This window comes from Paraplanobispora siamensis, from assembly GCF_016863175.1.
In the GTDB taxonomy this organism is placed as follows: domain Bacteria; phylum Actinomycetota; class Actinomycetes; order Streptosporangiales; family Streptosporangiaceae; genus Planobispora; species Planobispora siamensis.
This window is the reverse complement of record NZ_BOOJ01000006.1, coordinates 49627-68008: the sequence shown is the minus strand read 5'-3', so window position 1 is coordinate 68008 and position 18382 is coordinate 49627. Positions and strand designations below refer to the sequence as shown.

At 71.0% G+C, this 18382-nt stretch carries 16 protein-coding genes and 1 other RNA gene; 7 read left to right on the top strand and 10 right to left on the bottom strand.

The window, feature by feature from the left end; genetic code table 11:
* The first annotated feature begins 38 nt into the window (after nt 1–38).
* Nucleotides 39–722, top strand: a complete 684-nt coding sequence (locus Psi01_RS02165; RefSeq protein WP_204062197.1) for an aquaporin — start codon at nt 39–41, stop codon at nt 720–722.
* A gap of 9 nt (nt 723–731) precedes the next feature.
* Here Psi01_RS02165 and Psi01_RS02160 read toward each other — a convergent pair whose 3' ends face one another.
* From Psi01_RS02160 to Psi01_RS02150, 3 genes are all read right to left on the bottom strand, one after another.
* Entirely contained in the window at nt 732–1865 is a 1134-nt protein-coding gene (locus Psi01_RS02160; protein WP_204062196.1) for a C45 family peptidase, read from the bottom strand.
* Nucleotides 1866–1958: 93 nt separating this feature from the next.
* Nucleotides 1959–2795 (bottom strand): isocitrate lyase/PEP mutase family protein, encoded by an 837-nt coding sequence (locus Psi01_RS02155; protein ID WP_204062195.1) that lies wholly within the window; start codon nt 2793–2795, stop codon nt 1959–1961.
* A gap of 67 nt (nt 2796–2862) precedes the next feature.
* Entirely contained in the window at nt 2863–5493 is a 2631-nt protein-coding gene (locus Psi01_RS02150; protein WP_204062194.1) for a CHAT domain-containing protein, read from the bottom strand.
* 116 nt (nt 5494–5609) lie between these two features.
* On the opposite strand from Psi01_RS02150, the gene Psi01_RS02145 reads away from it, so the two are divergent.
* From Psi01_RS02145 to Psi01_RS02135, 3 genes are all read left to right on the top strand, one after another.
* Nucleotides 5610–6881, top strand: a complete 1272-nt coding sequence (locus Psi01_RS02145) for a S8 family peptidase (protein ID WP_204062193.1) — start codon at nt 5610–5612, stop codon at nt 6879–6881.
* Between the two features lie 81 nt (nt 6882–6962).
* The gene (locus Psi01_RS02140) at nt 6963–7553 is read left to right on the top strand and encodes an RNA polymerase sigma factor (RefSeq protein ID WP_204062192.1); all 591 of its coding nucleotides are present in this window, start codon (nt 6963–6965) and stop codon (nt 7551–7553) included.
* The gene (locus tag Psi01_RS02135) at nt 7546–8001 is read left to right on the top strand and encodes a hypothetical protein (protein ID WP_204062191.1); all 456 of its coding nucleotides are present in this window, start codon (nt 7546–7548) and stop codon (nt 7999–8001) included. The genes Psi01_RS02140 and Psi01_RS02135 overlap by 8 nt, the downstream gene beginning before the upstream one ends.
* 36 nt (nt 8002–8037) lie before the next feature.
* Here Psi01_RS02135 and Psi01_RS02130 read toward each other — a convergent pair whose 3' ends face one another.
* The 6 genes from Psi01_RS02130 to ftsE all read right to left on the bottom strand — a co-directional run bounded on the left by Psi01_RS02130 (nt 8038) and on the right by ftsE (nt 13964).
* Nucleotides 8038–8949, bottom strand: coding sequence for an alpha/beta fold hydrolase (locus Psi01_RS02130; protein ID WP_204062190.1), 912 nt, complete (start codon nt 8947–8949; stop codon nt 8038–8040).
* Nucleotides 8950–9233: 284 nt separating this feature from the next.
* Nucleotides 9234–9618, bottom strand: a transfer-messenger RNA (tmRNA) gene (gene ssrA, locus Psi01_RS02125).
* A 340-nt stretch (nt 9619–9958) separates the two neighbouring features.
* Complete coding sequence (locus Psi01_RS02120) at nt 9959–11839, bottom strand: penicillin-binding transpeptidase domain-containing protein (protein ID WP_239126962.1); 1881 nt, start codon at nt 11837–11839, stop codon at nt 9959–9961.
* A 5-nt stretch (nt 11840–11844) separates the two neighbouring features.
* Entirely contained in the window at nt 11845–12312 is a 468-nt protein-coding gene (gene smpB, locus Psi01_RS02115) for an SsrA-binding protein SmpB (RefSeq protein WP_204062188.1), read from the bottom strand.
* A gap of 23 nt (nt 12313–12335) precedes the next feature.
* Nucleotides 12336–13244, bottom strand: coding sequence for a permease-like cell division protein FtsX (ftsX, locus tag Psi01_RS02110; protein ID WP_204062187.1), 909 nt, complete (start codon nt 13242–13244; stop codon nt 12336–12338).
* Nucleotides 13245–13274: 30 nt separating this feature from the next.
* Nucleotides 13275–13964, bottom strand: a complete 690-nt coding sequence (ftsE, locus tag Psi01_RS02105) for a cell division ATP-binding protein FtsE (RefSeq protein ID WP_184939289.1) — start codon at nt 13962–13964, stop codon at nt 13275–13277.
* A 234-nt stretch (nt 13965–14198) separates the two neighbouring features.
* Between ftsE and Psi01_RS02100 the strand changes: the two genes are divergently transcribed.
* A complete protein-coding gene (locus Psi01_RS02100; protein WP_204062186.1) occupies nt 14199–14390 on the top strand; it encodes a hypothetical protein in 192 nt (63 codons plus the stop codon).
* Between the two features lie 53 nt (nt 14391–14443).
* On the opposite strand, the gene prfB is transcribed toward Psi01_RS02100, so the two are convergent.
* Nucleotides 14444–15562 (bottom strand): peptide chain release factor 2, encoded by a 1119-nt coding sequence (gene prfB, locus Psi01_RS02095; RefSeq protein WP_204062185.1) that lies wholly within the window; start codon nt 15560–15562, stop codon nt 14444–14446.
* Nucleotides 15563–15674: 112 nt separating this feature from the next.
* Between prfB and Psi01_RS02090 the strand changes: the two genes are divergently transcribed.
* Together Psi01_RS02090 and arfA are read left to right on the top strand one after the other, a co-directional pair.
* The gene (locus tag Psi01_RS02090; RefSeq protein ID WP_204062184.1) at nt 15675–16724 is read left to right on the top strand and encodes a DUF8094 domain-containing protein; all 1050 of its coding nucleotides are present in this window, start codon (nt 15675–15677) and stop codon (nt 16722–16724) included.
* A gap of 128 nt (nt 16725–16852) precedes the next feature.
* On the top strand, nt 16853–18346 hold the full coding sequence (arfA, locus tag Psi01_RS02085) for an arabinosylfuranosidase ArfA (protein ID WP_204062183.1): 1494 nt from the start codon (nt 16853–16855) through the stop codon (nt 18344–18346).
* Nucleotides 18347–18382: the final 36 nt, after the last annotated feature.

The window sequence follows — 18382 nt, the reverse complement described above, 5'->3', positions numbered from 1 at the left end:
GCGACCGATCGACACGATTCGTCCCATGGGGGCATCACATGAAGCGATACGTGGCCGAGCTGGCCGGCACGTTCATCCTGGTCTACTTCGCCGTCGGCAGCGCCGTCTTCGCCATCGACAAGATCGGCGCCATGGGGGTGGCCCTCACCTTCGGGCTGGTCCTGGCCGCCCTCGCCCACGGCATCGGGCCCGTCTCCGGCTGTCACGTCAACCCGGCCGTGACCCTGGGCGTGTTCGCGTCCGGGCGCATGCGGGCGGCGGAGGCGGCGGGCTACGTCGGCGCGCAGCTGGTCGGCGGGGTCGCGGGGGCGGCGCTGCTCAAGCTGACGCTGAGCGTCGGCGAGATCACCGACCGGACCAAGGCCCTGGGCTCCAACGGCTTCGGCTCGGCGGTGAACGGCACCGGCGCCTTCCTCCTGGAGGCGCTGCTCACCATGCTCGTCGTGCTGACCTATCTGCTGGTCACCGACCGCGTCGCCCTCGGGCACGCCACGGCGCCCGCGGTCGGCACGGCGCTGGCGGCGGCCTCCCTGGTGGGTCTGCCGCTCACCGGCGCCTCGGTCAACCCCGCCCGTTCCGTCGGCCCCGCCCTCTTCGCCGGAGGCGAGCGGCTCGACCAGCTCTGGCTGTTCGTCGCCGCCCCGCTGTCCGGCGCCGTCCTGGCGGTGGCCGTCGCGGCCGGGATCCACCACTCCCGCACCGCCGGGGAGAACGTCCGGTGACCGGGCCGGTCAGCGGCCCGCGCTGAAGACGATCTCGTCGCTGTAGCGGATCCCGTCCAGCGGATCCTCCCCGAGATAGAACCGGACCGACATCGTCCGCTCCTCCGGTTCGAAGACGCTCCGCCAGAGCGTCCGCCACGGCTCACCCTCCCCGGTGAAGGCGACCGTGTCCAGGACGTCGCGGAGCCCCGTCCCCGAGACCCCGTCCCGGGTCAGGCGGTCCAGCGCCCGCGCCCGCTCGTACGTCCGGAAGGAGTGCTCGTTGTCCTCCGGCAGGGCGGAGACGTCGGGGTGGCGGTGCAGCGGGTAGTTGGTCACGCACATCGCCCCTTTTCCCGGCTCGACGACGTGCCGCGAGCCGTCCTCGCCCCGCTCCCAGACGAACGCCCGCCCCGAGGCGTCGGCGATCAGATAGTGGCAGGCCACGCCGCTGACGTACTGTTCCGCGGCGAGCAGGGCCCGTTCGGCCTCCTCGGCGTCCGCGCAGGTGTCGAGGACGAAGCGGGGAAGCTGCACCTCGTTCACCCCGACACCGGGCGGCGCCATGACCGGTCCGCCGGCGGTGGCCTCGGCGTCGGCGATCAGCAGGGCCACGGTGAGACCGGCCGCGTTGATGCCCTCCATGCATCCGTCCAGCTCGTTCATGGTGATCACGGTGGAGGACAGCCCCTCGTCCGGGATCGTCGCGATCACGTAGGGCCGCGAGGCCATGGGCGGCTCGTCCGAGGGCCCCGGATCCTCCCCGGTCATCGACCGGATGAGGCGGGTCATGCCCATGGTGAAGAAGTCGTAGTTGCGGCCGATCCGGGTGCGGCCGTCGGGACCCGCCGCGGCGGGGGACCAGACGACCGAGCACCCCGACCCGCCGGGCAGCCCGGGCAGGCCCTCGACGTGGGAGGTCAGCGGGTCCACCCCGAACACCTCGGCGATCCCGAGGATGCGCTCGTGGTGCTGCGGCCAGTGCTTGTCGAACCAGGCCATCCGCCCGGCGTGCGCCACCGGGTCCGCGGGCGCCGGTCTCCAGCGGGAGACCGCCCGCGCCTCCTCGGCCAGCGCCCGGCCGATCTCCCGCTGACTGCCGCGTACCGTCAGGTACCGCACCGCCATGAACGCGTCCGGGCCGCCAGCGACGATGTTCTCCATCTCGTCCTCCCTCTCGAAGCCGTCGACCCGAGCTTCGGGGAGCGCGCTGACGAACTCCGCACCGTCGGCTGACGGCGGCGCCCCGGGACGATCTCAGTTCCGGTCGCTCAGGAGCGCGTTGATGTCGCGGTAGCCGATGTCCGAGGCAAGGGACTCGTAGGTGCCCGCGCCCAGCACCTCCTGGGCGGCCCGCCGGGCGAACGCGTAGGAGGCCACCGCGATGGAGGAGCCGATGCTGACCCGGGCGACGCCGAGGGCCGACAGCTCCCCGATGCTCGGGGCGCCGGGTCCGGCCAGGATGTTCAGCGGCCCGTCCACCCCCTGGACCAGCGCCGACACCGTCTGCGGGTCGGTGACGGCGGGGACGAAGACACCGCTGGCCCCGGCCGCGAGGTAGGCGGCGGCGCGGTCGAGGGCCGTGCGGAGCCGGTCGGCGGGGTCGCCGACCGCGCGGATGAAGACGTCCACCCGGGCGTTGATGAAGAGCGGCACGTTCATGGCGTCGGCGGCCTCGCGGGCCGCGGCGAGCCGGGCGGCCTGCTCCTCGACCGGCCGCAGCGGCGCGGAGGCGTCGTCGGTCGAGTCCTCGATGTTCACCCCCACGGCGCCGGCCTCCAGCACACCCCTGACGGTCTCGCCGACCCCCTCGGGCTTGTCGGCGAAGCCGCTCTCGATGTCGGCGGTGACGGGGACCTCCACCGCCGAGGCGACGCGCGCGATGAGATCGATCGCCCGGTCCCGGTCGAGTTTGTCGCCGTCGGGGGCACCCAGCGCCCAGGCGACGCCGGCGCTGGTGGTGGCGATCGCCGCCGCGCCCGCCTCCTCGATCAACCGGGCGCTCACGACGTCCCAGGCGTTGGCGAGGACGAGCGCGTTCCCGGTCCGGTGAAGGGAATTGAAGAGCGCAGCTTTGTCATGAAGAGTCGTCATATCGGCCAGTAAATCAGCCGGTATCCCCGGGAGGCTCGCGGTTTTCGGACGCGTACGGCGGGCCCGATCAGACGGCGGACAGCGTGCAGTCGGCCCCCATGGACACGAACCCGGCGGCCGCCGCGGCCATCGCCTGGGTGTCCTCGGCCGCCACCTGCCGCTGGGCCCGGGCCAGCGCCCCGGCGGCGGAGTGCCCGGCGGCCAGGAACTCGTGCAGGGTGATCATGAGGGTGACCGTCTCGGTGTCCGGGATGGGGACGACCGAGGCGATGATGTTGCGGGCGCCGCGGGCCAGCAGGCTCGCGCTGAGCCCCAGGAGCTCGTCCCCCGCCCGGATCACCGACCGCCCGCTGTCACACGCCGCCAGGATGACGATCTGCGGCGAGTTCCGCAGCTGCTCCAGGTCGTAGACGGTCAGCGGGCCGTCGGCGAACCGGAGCGAGGAGAACAGCGGGTTGGTGGGGTGGAGGTGCCCGTGCGCCGCCAGGTGGGCCAGGCGCGCGCCGTCGACCGCCTCGATGACCGCCTCGACGGTCGCGGCCGACTCCACCAGGGCCGACGCGGAGTGGATTCCGGCCACCGCCTCGGCCTCGGTCCGGGCGCCCGACAGGGCCGGACCCGCGGCGGCGACGACCGGCCCTTCGAGCGAGCGCCTGCGGCCGGCCAGGTGCCACAGGGTCGCCGACGGCGACAGGCTGAGCGGCCGCCCCGCGCAGGAGGGCAGGATGGACCAGGCCAGGGACTGGAGCGGGCCGGTGGGGACGAGCACCAGCGGCCGGTCGGCCAGGTCGGCGGCGATCGGGCCGAACAGGATCGCGTCCAGCTCGGCCGCGGCGTGCCGGAGCATCGCCACCGCGGCCGCCCGGCTGTCCGGGCTGGCGTGGCGGCGGGCCAGCCGGTGCAGGGCGAAGGGCACCCGCTCGACGAGGTCGGTGATCGGCGACAGCGCCCCCAGGCTCCTCAGCCGGACGCGGCCGTCGACGACGGTGATGGCGTGCAGCATCCCGTCGAGGCTGACGAACTCGACCAGGACGGCGTCCCCGAGCGCCTGGGCCAGCTGGTCGGCCGGCACCGGCTCGGTCGGCTCCCGGGAGGACGCCGGGCTCTGGCGGCAGTAGTCCCGGATGTCCTCCTCAAGGGTGATCTGACGGTGCAGGAGCCGTCCGGGACCCTGCCCCGCGGCCCGGCGCACCTGGATCCGCCGGACCGTGGCCCGGAGCTCGGCCAGGGCGTCGGCCAGCCGGGGATCGTCCGGCGGACGCGCCGGCGGGATCAGCAGGTGACTCGCCCGGCCCTGCTCGGCCCAGCTCAGCACGCGCGCCGCCGAGCCCTCCTCGAAGGCCATGCGCAGTCCCAGCTCCGCCAGGTCCACCCGGTACTCGGAGAAGTGCGCGCGCAGGTCGGTCGCGCCGAACGTGGCCCGGTGCTCGTCCAGGACGCGCAGGGCCGTACGGATCGCGCTCCTGGCCCCGCGGCGGTTGCCCTGGGTGAGCCGCAGCAGCGCCGTGGCGTGCCAGGCCCTCGCCCGGGTCAGGGCCGGCCCGCGACGGCGGGCCCGGGCCGCCTCCCCCAGCAGGGCGCACGCGCGATCCGACCAGCCCCGTTCGAGGGCGTCCTGCGCGACCAGCAGGCGGGCCTCCAGCGCGGCGGCCGGCCACCCGGCGTCGAGCAGCGCCGCGGCGCACCGCTCCAGGGCGCGCAGCGTCGCCGGTGAGCGCCGCCCCTGGTTCACGCTCGACCGCAGCACCACGAAGTGGGCCAGAGTCGCCCACCCCGCCCGGTTCTGCCGGGCGAACTCCCGCTCCGCGCTCTGCGCCTCCAGCCGGGCGCGCTCGTCATCGCCCTGCATGACGGCCGCGCGGGCCAGCAGCAGCCGCGCCTCGGGCAGCCCGAGCTGCCGGTGCTCGCGCTCGAAGAGCCGTACGGCCTCCTCGGCCGCCTCCCTCGCCTCCGACACCAGCCCGACGGAGAGCAGGAGCTGGCTGCGGTCGGTGAACAGCTCGCCCAGCGGCGCCCCCAGCCTGCGGAAGCAGCGCTCGGCCAGGCTGAGGTAGTGCAGGGCCTCGGGCACGTCGCCGCGCATGGCGTTGATCCAGCCCAGGTTCTGCTGGACGAACCCCAGCGACAGCGTCAGGTCCAGCAGCTGGCACAACCGTTCCGCCTCGCGCAGGTCCGCCTCCGCCGCGCCGAACTCGTTCCGGTAGCCGTGGATCACCCCCCGGTTGGACAGCACCCGCTGCAGCCACACGCGGTCCCCGTCACGGCGCAGGACGGGCATCGCCGCCCGGAACCCGGCGAACGCCTCGTCGTGGTGGCCGAGCTGAGCCATGATCGCCGCGCGCTGCGCCTCCCCCCGGGCCCGGCCCGCGCCGCGCAGATCGCCCATCGCCGCGTCGATCTCGCGCATCGCCCGGCGCGGCCGGCCGCGGACGTTCATCACCAGGGCGAGCCGGATCCGCGCCTCCGCGGCGAGTTCGGCCGAGCCCGCCCGCTCGGCGAGCCGCATCGCGGCACGCAGGTGCCGCATCGCGCTGTCGGGACCGTCCAGGTACAGCATCGCGGCGCCCAGAGCGCGCTCGGCGATCGACTCCAGCACCAGATCGCCCTCGGCCCGCGCCCGGCTCACGGTCTCGGTCACGACCGATGCCAGCCGTGCGGGATCGGCCTCCGCCAGCCGCAGCAGCTCCGTCGCGTCCACTCACCGGAGTGTGCCGGAGAAAGTTTCGCTTGTGATGTATCAGCCGAGCGACAAAGCGCCTCCGTACGAATGCGAGCTCCCCGTTCTGGAGACGTTCCGGAGAGAGGCAGGGTTACATGTCGTCACAAGACAGCGGTCAGCAGAGCGCGATCTCGGCCTTCCACGACGACGAGATCGTGGTGGACCTGAACGACCGCGACTTCGTCCGCCGGGAACTGGAGGCGCTCGGCGTGGAGGTGAGCCAGAGCCGCGAGAGCCAGGCGCTCGACCTCGAACTGCTCAGGTTGAGCGGCCTCGCAGCGGCGATCGACGCCTATGGGCGAGAGGACCTCGAGAGCTCCATGCGCACGGCCGGAGCAGGCGTCTACCGGCCCGAAGACCGGTACACGGATCTGGACCTGCTCCTGTTCCATCTGCGGAAGAGAGCCGAGGAGAGGCCCGAGTACGCGGAACACAAGCCCGTCTTCGGTAAGAACCGCTTTCTCGGAGGTGTCTGGGGTTCGCCCCACATCGGCGGAGACGAGATAGACCCGGTGCTGGCGGGCAGGGTCAGCCTGCCCCAGCGGGGGGAGCAGAATCCGTGCAGTAAACGGATCGGCGTCCTGGACACCATGACGTTCCCCCACGAGAACCTCGACGGCAGGTACCTGACCGCCGGGGAGGCGCTCTTCCCCCGAAACATCACAGGCCTGCCCTCCACGACGGCGCACGCCACATTCGTCATCGGGGTCGTCGCCCAGCAGGCGCCGAACGCCGAGATCATCGTCCGATCGGTGCTGGACCAGAGCGGTACCGCCTCCGCCTGGGACGTCGCCCAGGAGATGGTGGCGTTCCGCGACGCGGGGGTGGACATCCTCAACATGTCTTTCGCCTCCGTCACCGACGACGACGAGCCTCCCCTCGTCCTGCAGCGGGCGGTCGAGCGGCTCTCCCCCGACGTCCTGCTCATCGCCGCCGCGGGCAACCACGGCAGCCTTTTCCAGCCGCTGCGGTACCCGAAGATGACGGCTCAGACGCCGGTCTGGCCGGCCGCCCTTCCCGGTGTCGTCGCCGTCGGGGCCCTCGCCGAGGACGGGAAACGGGCCGCGTTCAGCCCCGCTCTGCCGTGGGTGGACAGACAGGCCCCCGGTGTCGGCCTGAGGAGCACGTTCCTGTCCAAGGGGGTGAGGATCGCCCATCGGGATGAGAACGGGGGGCTGAACGTGGCTCTCATCGAGACTTCGTTCGGCGATCCCGGTTACGCCAAGTGGAGCGGGACCTCCTTCGCGGCGGCCTACTACAGCGGGCAGGTGGCCGCGCTCGCCGAGCGCGAATGCATCCCGGTCCGGGAAGCGCACGACCGGTTCCCCAGACCTCCGTGGCAGACGGAGGAACCGTACACCGCGTGACCTGAGGCCCCGCGCTCCATAGATTGACTGATGGCGCCGGTCCCCCGGCGCCATCCCCACGACAGGTGGGAGGAGGCGTCAATGACGGACACTCCTACGGTCACCGCCCTGGTCGTCCGTGCCCGCGAGGGTGACCAGGACGCGTGGAACGAACTGGTCGATCGGTACGCGCCGCTCGTGTGGTCGATCTGCCGCCGGTACGGGCTGGCCCGTACCGACATCGACGACGTTGCGCAGAACGTATGGTTGCGCGCGGTGGGGCAGCTGAAGGCCCTGCGCGAGCCGGCGGCCCTGCCCGGCTGGCTCGCCACGACCACCAAGCACGAATGCTCTCGCGTATTCCGGGCAAGACGCAGACAAGAGGGCACCGAGCAACCCCTGGACTTCGAGATGACCCCGGACGACGAGTCCAAGCTGATCGAGCAGGAGCTGGAGGCCGCCGAGCGGAACGCGGTCCTGCGCGCGGCGTTCGCGGAGCTCTCCGCCACGTGCCAGCAGATCCTGCTCCTTCGCATGGAGGGCGTGCCGTACGAGGAGATCGGCGCCCGGCTGGGGATGTCGATCGGCAGCATCGGCCCGACACGCGCCCGCTGCCTGGAGAAACTACGAGCCGATCCCGCTCTGGTCGCGTTGATGACCACCGAGACCTCCAGGAGTGAGCAATATGGCTGAGGTCTGGAGCGACGAGGAACTGCTGGCCCGGCTGGCGGTGGCGCTGGCCGCCGCGAAGGACGTACCGCCCGAGTTCGTCGCGGCGGCCCGGGCGGCGTTCACGATGGACGACATCGACATCGAGCTCGCCCAGCTCGTGTACGACTCCCACCTCCACCCGGAGCCGCAGTCGCTGACGCGGGCTGAGCCGGCCTGCCTGCGCACTCTCACCTTCGTCTCCTCGGGGCTGACCATCGAGCTCGAAGTGACCGAGCTGCAGCTGCTGGGGCAGCTGGTCCCCCCGCAGGAGGCGGAGGTCCGCGTCCAGGAGAGATCGGGCCAGGACGCCGTGAGGACCACCGACAAGGTGGGCTTCTTCACCATCCAGCCCATCCCCGCCGAGCCCTTCCGCCTGCACTGCCGCACCCCCGGCGGCCTGAACGTGCTGACCACCTGGATCACGCTCTGAACCCGCGGGAGAGGCCGGCGGCGCGCCGCGGCGGGGTCACCGGGAGTCGGTGAAGAACGCCCGGAGATGGCGGTTGACCGGTTCCGGGCAGTCCAGCTGCGGGGCGTGACCGCAGCCGTCCAGGATCTGCAGCCGGGCGTCGGGCAGAAGCTCGGCGAAGCGGTGGGCGCGCTCGACGGGCTGGACGGTGTCCTGCCTGCCCCACAGCACCAGGGTCGGAGTCCTGGTCGCGGGCAGGGCCCGTTCGGTCTGCGCCCAGTCCAGGCGGCGTTCCAGCAGGTAGGTGGCGCGGATGTTGTCGTGGAAGGTCATCGGCGCCCACCACTCGTCCAGCAGCCCGTCGGTGAGGCGCCGCTTGTCGACCATCATGCCCTCGGCCATGCTGCGGACGGTGGACTTGCCGGTGGACAGTTTGACGGCCAGCTCACCGATGACGGGGATCTTCAGCGACTCCCACATCCAGGTGCCGGGCAGGTCCAGCCCGGTGGCGTCCAGCAGGGCGAGCCTGGTTACGCGCTCGGGGTGGCGCTGAGCGAAGGCCAGGGCCCAGCCGCCGCTCCAGGAGTTGCCCGCCAGCGCGGCCCGCCGTACGCCGACCGCGTCCAGGAACGCGCCGACGGCGGTGGTCATGGCGTCCAGGTCGAAGGCGAAACCGGCGTCCTTCAGCCGGGTGTAGCCCTGTCCCGGCAGGTCGACCACGTAGACGGTGTGATCGCGGGCCAGCACCTCGAACTGGTCCTTCCAGCCGATCACCGAGGTGCCTCCGGGCGAGAGCAGGACCACCGGGGTGCCGGAGCCGGCCCGGATGTAGTGGAAGCGGGCGATCGGGGTGTCGGCGTAGCGGGAGCCGACCTCGGCCAGGTACGGCGAGCGGAAGGCACGGCCGCCCTCGGCGGGTTGCCAGCCGTAGGCGCCCCACACCAGTGCGGCCACCAGCAACGTGATCACCGCCGCCAGCGGACGAAGCCGGCGTCGTCTGCGTACCGGCCGTTCAGCGGAGGAGGGCGGGGACATGCGGTCCAGTCGAGTCATGGTCGTCCTCGGGTCGTCGATCGAGACGTGCGACCAACTGGACGGATCGGGCGGGTGCCGCCGTGACGGGCGCGGCCGGTGATCCGGCTCACAGGGCTGTGAAAACAACAACGGCGGCGCCTTGGCAGGCACCGCCGTTCACAGGGGGTGCGCGCTCCTCGTCACCGCTCTCGGCGAGCGGTGTCCGAGTGACGCGACTCGGGTGGAGGTGGCGGGAATCGAACCCGCGTCCTTCAACTCCAAACCAGGGCTTCTCCGGGTGCAGCCTGCTGTGCTTTTCTCAGCCCCGGCGATCACGCAGGCAAGACGCCGACGGGCTCAGCCACTGTTAGATTTCCCGCTCGACCCCGTGGCCGGGTCTCGCGGTTGAGCCTCCTAGCGATGCCGGATCCGGGCCGGAGGCGCTCCCGGGCCGGCAGAGGTTCCTCGCTGCTTAGGCGGCGAGGGCCAGGGAACCCTGGCTAACCTCGGAGTGCTTCTTATTGGCACTTATTGGTCGCGGTCACAGTGTTGACGGGGTTATGTCCGCAGTCCCCGACCCGCTTCCCCTGACTTGCAAAGCCAAAGTCGAAACCAGTCACCCCCCTGTTGAGTTGTCAACCCGCCCCCGAAGGGCCGGGCGATCCGAAGATACCGGTTACAACGACTCCTGCGCCAACTCAATTCCCGACCGGCGGGCCGGGAGGTAAAGAAATCCCGAACCCCCGCAAAACGCCGAGGCCCCGGGGGCGCGGCATCACGCACGCACCCCCGGGGCTGACCGGCAGGGTCGAGCCGGTCCGGACGGCAGGGCTTCCCCCGAGATGAAGCCCTGATCTCATCACGGCGACTGAGCCCGCAACCCCCCGAGCGGTGCTCAGTCACTTAGGAAGACGCAGATCAGGTGCCCGATGGTTGCTCGGAGTCATGAGAATTTCTCACGAGGTCACATCCCGTCACGCAGGTTCTGGAAGAACCGGCCCGCGACGGTCGCTCCGGCGGTGGAATCGGAGCCGTCCACGAGTACGGCCACCGCCACGTCCCCCTGCCAGCCCACGAACCAGGCCAGCGGCTTGTCACCCCGCGACGCGGCGGCGGTGATGCCGTGCACCGGGTCGCCCGGGGCCGCCGCGGCCCGGGCGGAACCCGAGGTCACCCCGGTGCGCATGAGGGCGCGCAGGGTGGTCACGGTCTTCTCGTCGAGCTCGACCGGGAGCACGACCTCGGGCGGCTCGGCCTCGGCCGACAGGTCCGAGAGCTTGGGGGCGGTGACCAGGACCGGCGGCCGCCAGGTGCCCGAGGCGACCGCCCCGGCCACCAGGGCCATCGACAGCGGGCTGACCGAGACGTTCTGCCCGGCGAGCGCGCGGGCGACGGCCGCGTCGTTCTTCAGCGGCTGCATCGAGCCGCTGAAGGACTTCAGCGGCAGGGTCCACTCGGAGCCGATGCCGAACTTGGCGGCGCCGGCCTGCAGCACGGCCGGGTCGATCCGGCGGGCGAGCGAGGCCAGCGCGGTCACGCAGCCGTTGGCGAAGTTGCCCTGGAGGGTGGGCGCGCTGCCGGCCGGCGGGCCGGAGTGGTGGAACCTGGCCCCGCCCACGGTCCGGTCCTGCGGGCAGGCGAGCTTCTGCTTGAGGTCCACCTGCGCCTTGAGCAGCGCCTCGACGGAGATGATCGAGAAGGCGGTCCCGGCCGGGAACTCCCCGTCAAGGGCGTCCATCTCCTGGTGGTACTCCTTGGTGCTTCCCACGGCCAGCACGTTGCCGGTCGAGGCCTGCACCGCGACGATCATGCCGCGGTAACCCCCGGCCAGCGCGGAGTCGGCGGCCTTCTGGGCGTGCCGGTCGAGCGTGGTCTGCACCGGCGCGGCGGCGCGGCCGGGCCGCCAGGTGGCGAGCTCCTCCGCCTCCTCCAGCGTCTTGAGGTCCACGGTGATCACACTGGTCTTGGTCGAGCCGGTCAGGTACTCCTGGTAGGCCTCCTGCAGGCCGTCCCGGCCGACCGTGTCACCGGCGCGCTGCGGACCGCCGAGCTGCTGCTCGGTCTTCGGCGTGACGGCGGTGACCGTGCCGACGATCTGCCTGGGCGAGTCGGGCGCGACCGCCTGCTTCTGGGGGGCGAACTGGAGGCCCTCGATGGCCTCCAGCTCCGAGCGGAGCTGGGCGAACCTGGCGGGCCCGAAGGTGACCAGCGGCACCTGCTTGCTGGGGCTGGCCGACAGGATCCGGCTCAGCAGCCGGTCCTGGGGGAATCCCGTCACCTTGGACAGCTGCTCGCAGAGCCTGGCCGGATCGTCCAGCTTGGCCGGGACGACGCTGGCCACGTGCAGGGTGGCGAGCTCCTGCAGCGCGTCGCCGGTGTAGTCGACGATCGGGTGGCGGCTCTCGGGGTCGACGTCCACCGCGAAGCGCTGCCCCTCGCGCAGCCGGGGGTGGAGCACGCTGGGCGACCAGCGCACCTTCCAGCGCCCGTCGACCAGGTGCAGGGGGAGCTTGCCGTCGTACTCCCACAGGGGGTTGTTCTCCCCCAGATCGACCTCGGCCGCGAAGTCGGCCTGGGCCTCCCCGCCCTCGCTCCTGATCCCCTTGACCGCGAACCGGAACGAGGCCGCGTCGAGCTGGATCTTGGCGTCCTCCAGCGCCTTGCTCACCGTCTTCTCGTCGCCGTCGGTGCGCCGGGCGGCCGTGACGTAGTCGCCGGTCTGCCAGCCGACGAGGAAGTCACGGACCGCTTCGTGGGCCGAGGGCTCCTCGAAGCATGCGGAGAGCGTGGGGACCATCACCGCCAGCGCGAGGGCGGCGGCGACGGTCCTGCGGGGTCTGCCCATCACGGTCATCTGTTCCGGTGCCTGATTTCGCGGGCCATCTCCCGCTTGGCCTGCTTCTCGGCCAGGCTCTGCCGCTTGTCCCAGTCCTTCTTACCCTTGGCCAGGGCGATCTCCACCTTGGCCTTGCCGTCCTTGAAGTAGAGCGACAGCGGGACCAGGGTCAGGCCGCCCTCCTTCGTCTTGGCGGCCAGCTTCTCGATCTCCTTGCGGTGCAGGAGCAGCTTGCGCGTGCGCCGCGCCGCGTGGTTGGTCCACGTCCCCATGGTGTACTCGGGGATGTGGATGTTGATCAACCACGCCTCGCCGTCCTTGAGCGTGGCGTACCCGTCCACGAGGGAGGCGCGGCCGAGGCGCAGTGACTTGACTTCGGTGCCCTGCAGCACGAGGCCGGCCTCGTAGGTGTCCTCGATGTGATAGTCGTGCCGGGCACGCTTGTTCTGGGCGACGACCTTCCGCCCGGTCTCACGTGGCATGCCTTGGAGCCTACCGGGACGCCTTACACACGCAGGTAACGGCGGAGCGTGACGAACGAGGCGAGCACACAGATCAGGACGCCGACGACCATGGTGAGACTGATCACCGAGGCGACGGTCTCCCAGCTGAGCTGGCTGTTGTTGGCGAGGTAGATCTGCACGCCGTCGAAGAGGAAGACCTTGGTGACGATCAGCAGGACCGCCGCCACCACACCGCCGATCAGACCGGCGATGACGCCCTCCATCACGAACGGCAGCTGGATGTAGAGGTTGGAGGCGCCGACCAGGCGCATGATGCCCGTCTCACGGCGGCGGTTGTACGCCGACAGCCGGACCGTGTTGCCGATCAGCAGGGTGGCCGCGATGACCAGGAAGCCGGCGATCATGAGGGCGAACCAGCGGAGCTTCTCCAGCAGCCCGAAGAACTTCTCCAGGATCTCCTTCTGGTTGATCACGTTGGAGACCCCGGGGGCGCCCTTGAGCTCCTCGATCACCGCCGCGTAGGCGTTGGGGTCCTTGAGCTTGACCCGGAAGGACTCGGGCATGTCCTCGACCTGGATCGCCGAGAGCAGCACGGTGTTGTTGGCGTTCTGCACCTTGAAGTTCTCATAGGCGCTGGCCGCGTCCTCGAACTCGACCTGCTGGACCTGGGGCATCGCCTCGATGGTCGCCCTGAGCGCCGCCTGCTCCTGCTCGTTGACGCCGCCGGTGCCCTTGCACTGCGGGAACGGGTCGTTCTTCTTGCACAGGAAGACCGAGACCTCGACCTTGTCCGCCCAGTAGTCCTTCATGCCGGAGATCTGAGAGTTGATCATCAGACCGATACCCAGCAACGCCATGCCGATCGCCACCGTCACGATGACCGCGATGGTCATCGTGAGGTTACGGCGGAGGCCGATCCAGACCTCGGAGAAGATGAAGTTTGCCCGCATGCTCTTCCTGTCGCTTTTGCCGGTCCTGGTTCAGTACGCCTGGCCGTAGACGCCACGCGACTGGTCTCGGACGATCTTTCCGTCCTCCAGTTCCACTACGCGCTTGCGCATGGAGTCGACGATGGCCGCGTCGTGCGTGGCCATGACGACGGTGGTGCCCGTCCGGTTGATGCGGTCGAGCACCTTCATGATGCCGATGCTCGTCGCCGGGTCGATGTTTCCGGTCGGCTCGTCGGCGAGGAGGATCATCGGCCGGTTGACGAAGGCGCGGGCCATCGCGACCCGCTGCTGCTCACCACCCGACAGCTCGTCGGGCATCCGGTGGGCCTTGCCCTCCAGGCCGACGAGCTCGACGACCTCGGGGACGACCTTGCGGATGAACCGCCGGGGCTTTCCGATGACCTCAAGGGCGAACGCGACGTTCTCGTACACGTTCTTGTTCGGCAGGAGCCGGAAGTCCTGGAACACGCAGCCGATCCGGCGGCGCAGGTGCGGCACCTTGAAGTTGGACAGTCGGGCGAGATCCTTGCCGGCCACGTGGATCGCCCCGGAGTTGGGACGCTCCTCCTTGAGGACCAGGCGGAGAAAGGTCGACTTCCCGGACCCCGAGGGGCCGACGAGGAACACGAACTCGCCCTTGTCGACGTCAACGCTGACGTGGTCCAACGCGGGCCGGTTCTGGTTCGCGTAGACCTTGGTGACATTATCAAAATGGATCACGGGCGCATCACGGCATGTCAGTCTAGGGGTTAGGACGGTCGCGGTGGTGGCAGAGGACCACTTCCCGCCTCTCTCCGGCCGGAGGGTTCCGATCTTTACCCTGATCGAGACCCCCGTTGGCCGGAGCCCAGTCTAGGGGGAAGACTGGCATGGAAGGTCCATAACGGAAACAAAACGATTCGGCGCCCGGTAACGACCGCATAAAGTGGTCACGACTCCGAAGGCGAGGACATCATGAGCTGTGACGATCTGGTCTGCGCGCGGTGCGCACACCCCGTCGCGGAGGGCCGCTGCCCCCTGTGCCGGGCCAACCGTGACCGCATGCACCAGGGCGGTCTGGGCGGAATGACCCCCGCCCTGGTCTCCCTGGCGCTGATCGTGCTCTTCTTCCTCACCCTGGTCCTGAAGCACCTCACGGGGGCCTGAGCGGCCCCCGTGGCTCCCGGCCGCGGGCTCCCGGAGCCGTCGGCCTCCGGCTCCTAGGACTCGCCGCCCGACTCCTGACGACGGGTCCAGCGGATCTCCGCCTCGATGAACTCGTCGAGGTCGCCGTCCAGCACCGCGCTCGGGTTGCCCGCCTCGGTGCCCGTCCGCAGGTCCTTCACGATCTGGTACGGGTGCAGCACGTAGTTGCGGATCTGGGTGCCCCACGAGGTGGTGGCCTCGCCCCGGATCTCGCTCAGCGCCGCAGCCTCCTCCTGCCGCTTGCGCTCCAGCAGCTTGGACTGCAGGACCGCCATGGCGGTCGCCTTGTTCTGCAGCTGGGAGCGCTCGTTCTGGCAGGACACCACGATGCCGGTGGGCAGGTGGGTCAGGCGCACCGCCGAGTCGGTGGTGTTGACGCCCTGGCCGCCCGGGCCCGAGGACCGGTAGACGTCGACCCGCAGGTCGTCCTCGTTGATGTCGATGTGGTCGGTCGTCTCGACGACGGGGACCACGTCCACACCCGCGAAGGAGGTCTGGCGGCGGCCCTGGTTGTCGAACGGGCTGATCCGGACCAGGCGGTGGGTGCCGTGCTCGCCGCGCAGGGTGCCGTAGGCGTAGGGGGCCTTGACCGTGAAGGTCGCCGACTTGATGCCGGCCTCCTCGGCGTAGGAGGTCTCGTAGACCTCCGTCGGGTAGCCCTTGCGCTCGGCCCAGCGCATGTACATCCGCAGGAGCATCTGGGCCCAGTCGGCGGCGTCCACGCCTCCGGCCTGGGAGTTGATCGTGACGACCGCCTCGCGTGCGTCGTACTCGCCCGACAGGAGGGTGCGGACCTCCAGCGCGCCGATGTCGCCCTTGAGCGCCTCGAGCTCGCGGTCGGCCTCCTCCCGGGTGTCCGGGTCGTCCTCGGCGTCGGCGAGTTCGTACAGGACGGTGAGGTCCTCCAGCCGCTGACCGAGCGCCTCGATCCTGTTGATCTCACCCTGCAGGTAGGAGAGCTTGCTGGTGACCTTCTGGGCCCGCTCCTGGTCGTTCCACAGGTCGGGCGCGGCGGCCTGATCCTCCAGCTCCTCGATCTGCTTGCGCATCGCGTCGAGGTCCAGCACGTCCTGAATGCTGTTCAGCGTGCCGGTAAGCTCGTTGATCTCTTCTGTCGGATCGTTGAGTGCCACGTCTGTAAAGGGTACGCGACCTCCGCCCCCCGTTGTGTACGGCTCGGGCCGGGTCGTGGCTAGGCTGGTCGCCGCGACGGGCACCAGCGGGAGGCGCCATCGGGAGGCGAGCGTGCGGGGACAAGGGCGGCGGGGTCTGCTCGCGCTCTCGCTCGCCCTGGTCACCGCGGCCGCGGTGACGACGGCCTGTTCCGCCGGAGAGGCGGCCCCCACCGGGAGCCCCGCGGCGAGCGACACGACCACCGTCCCCGCGGCCCCCGCCCGCCCGCAGGTCACGGTGGCCGAGGCGACCAGGGCGCTGAAGGACATCCTCGCCGCCGACGCGGTCCTGGGCGCGGCCGATCCGCAGCGGCTCACCGACCAGAACCAGTTGCTCAAGCAGGCCCGCGACGGTTACCTCGCGCTGACCCAGGCCGCTTTCACCAGCGCCGCGAGCATGAAGCAGGACACTCCCCTCCGCACCTGGGGCGAGCCGCAGCTGCTGGTCCCCCGGCTGAACCAGGGCCCGGCCTGGTTCGCCGCGGTCGTCGACCGCCGTGACGCCGGGGGACGGGCCCGCCCCGCCCTGCTGACGGTGGTGCGGGCCGGGCAGGGGTGGCAGATCTCCTCGATGTCCCTGCTCGACACGGCGCCGCCGGAGATCGCCCGGGACGCCGAGGGCTACGCCGCCGCCCTGGGCGCGGACGACCCCGGCGTGCAGATCAGCCCGCGGCTGATGGCCCCGCTGCACGCGACCACCGCCGAGGAGGGGCGGGCAGGTTTCGCCACCGGGCTGATCGCCGACGGCCCGCACACCACCGCGCACGCCACGGAGATCATCTCCCTGCGCGAGGAGGGCAAGCACGAAGGCCTCGGCTACGACTCGATCTTCGCCGCGGCGAACTACCCGGTGCACGCGCTGCGCACCGCGGACGGCGGAGCGCTGATCATGTACTCGCTGATCAGGACGACGACCTGGACGGCCAAGATCTATCACTCCGCGGAGGACCTCCTGGCGAAGGTGCCCGAAGACCAGCGTGAGGATCACCGGAAGACCCTCAAGAAGGAGGTGCGCATCGTGGAGACGCAGCAGTACGTCAGCACGGTGCCGCCCAAGAGCAGCCGCGAGCTCGCCCGCGTCATCGGCTACGTCGGCGGCATCACCCGGGTCACCAGCTCCTAGGCTCACCGGTTCCCCGGACTCACCGGGTTCCCGGCTCACCGGCACCGGGCGCCCCGTCCCGAGCATGGCGTACGGCGGGCTGACACGTTTTAATCTTCCGTGACCCGGCAGTGATCGGAAGGGCATAAATGCACCGCGCCTCCTTCACCCTCGACCCCTCCTTCTCCATCGGCTCCGCCGACCCCCGGCTGTTCGGCTCCTTCGTCGAACATCTGGGCCGATGCGTCTACACCGGCATCCACGAGCCCGGCCATCCCACCGCCGACGAGCACGGCCTGCGCCGCGACGTGCTCGACCTGGTGCGCGAGCTGGGCGTCACCGTCGTGCGCTACCCGGGCGGCAACTTCGTCTCGGGTCACCGGTGGGAGGACGGCGTCGGCCCCGATCGCCGGGTGCGGCTGGAGCCCTCGTGGCGGTCGATCGAGACCAACGAGTTCGGCCTGGGCGAGTTCGCCCTCTGGGCCGCCAGAGCGGGGATCGAGCCGATGATGGCGGTCAACCTCGGCACGCGGGGCGTCCAGGAAGCCTGTGACCTGCTGGAGTACGCCAACCACCCGGGCGGCACGTACCTGTCCGACCTGCGGGCCGAGCACGGCGCGGCGGAGCCGTACGGCATCCGGCTGTGGTGCCTGGGCAACGAGATGGACGGCTCCTGGCAGATCGGGCACCGGCCCGCCGCCGACTACGGGACGCTCGCCGCGGCGACCGCCCGGGCCATGCGGATGATCGACCCGAGCCTCGAACTGGTGATCTGCGGCAGCTCCCACCACGACATGCCGACCTTCGGCGCCTGGGAGGCGGAGATCCTGACGACCGCCTACGACGACGTCGACCACGTGTCGCTGCACGCCTACTACCGGGAGGAGGACGACGACCCGGCCAGTTTCCTCGCCTCCGGCTCGGCCATGGAGGACTTCATCGAGGGCGTGGTGGCCACCTGCGACCACGTGCGGGCCAAGCTCAAGCGGCGCAAGCGGATCACCCTGTCGTTCGACGAGTGGAACGTCTGGTACATGAAGCCGCTGGAGGAGGAGGCCCGGCCCTGGGAGAAGGCGCCCCGGCTGCTGGAGAACACCTACTCGCTCACCGACGCGGTGGCCGTGGGCGGCATGCTGATCGCCCTGCTCCGCCACGCGGACCGGGTCAAGATCGCCTGCCAGGCCCAGCTGGTCAACGTGATCGCCCCCATCATGACCGAGCCCGGCGGACCGGCCTGGCGCCAGACGATCTTCCACCCGTTCGCCCAGGCCGCCAGGTACGGCCGCGGCGAGGTGCTGCGCGTCGAGCCCGTCTCCCCCGTCGTCGAGACCGCCAAGTACGGCGAGGCGCCGCTGCTGCACGCCACCGCCGTGCGCGACGGGGACGACGGCGCCGTCACGGTCTTCGCCGTCAACCGCGCGCTGGACGGGCCGATGGAGCTGACCGTGGACGTCCGGGCGCTGGGCGGGCTCCGCGTGCTCTCCCACGAGACGCTCGCCGACGACGACCGGCACGCCAGCAACACTCGCGAGGACCCCGACCGGGTACGGCCCCGCCCGCTGGAGGGCGCCGCGGTCGAGGACGGCCGGCTGCGCGCGACGCTGCCCCCGCTGTCCTGGAACGTCATCCGCCTCGGCGCGTGACGGGCCCCGGCCCCCGGCGGGAACCGGGGCCGGGCT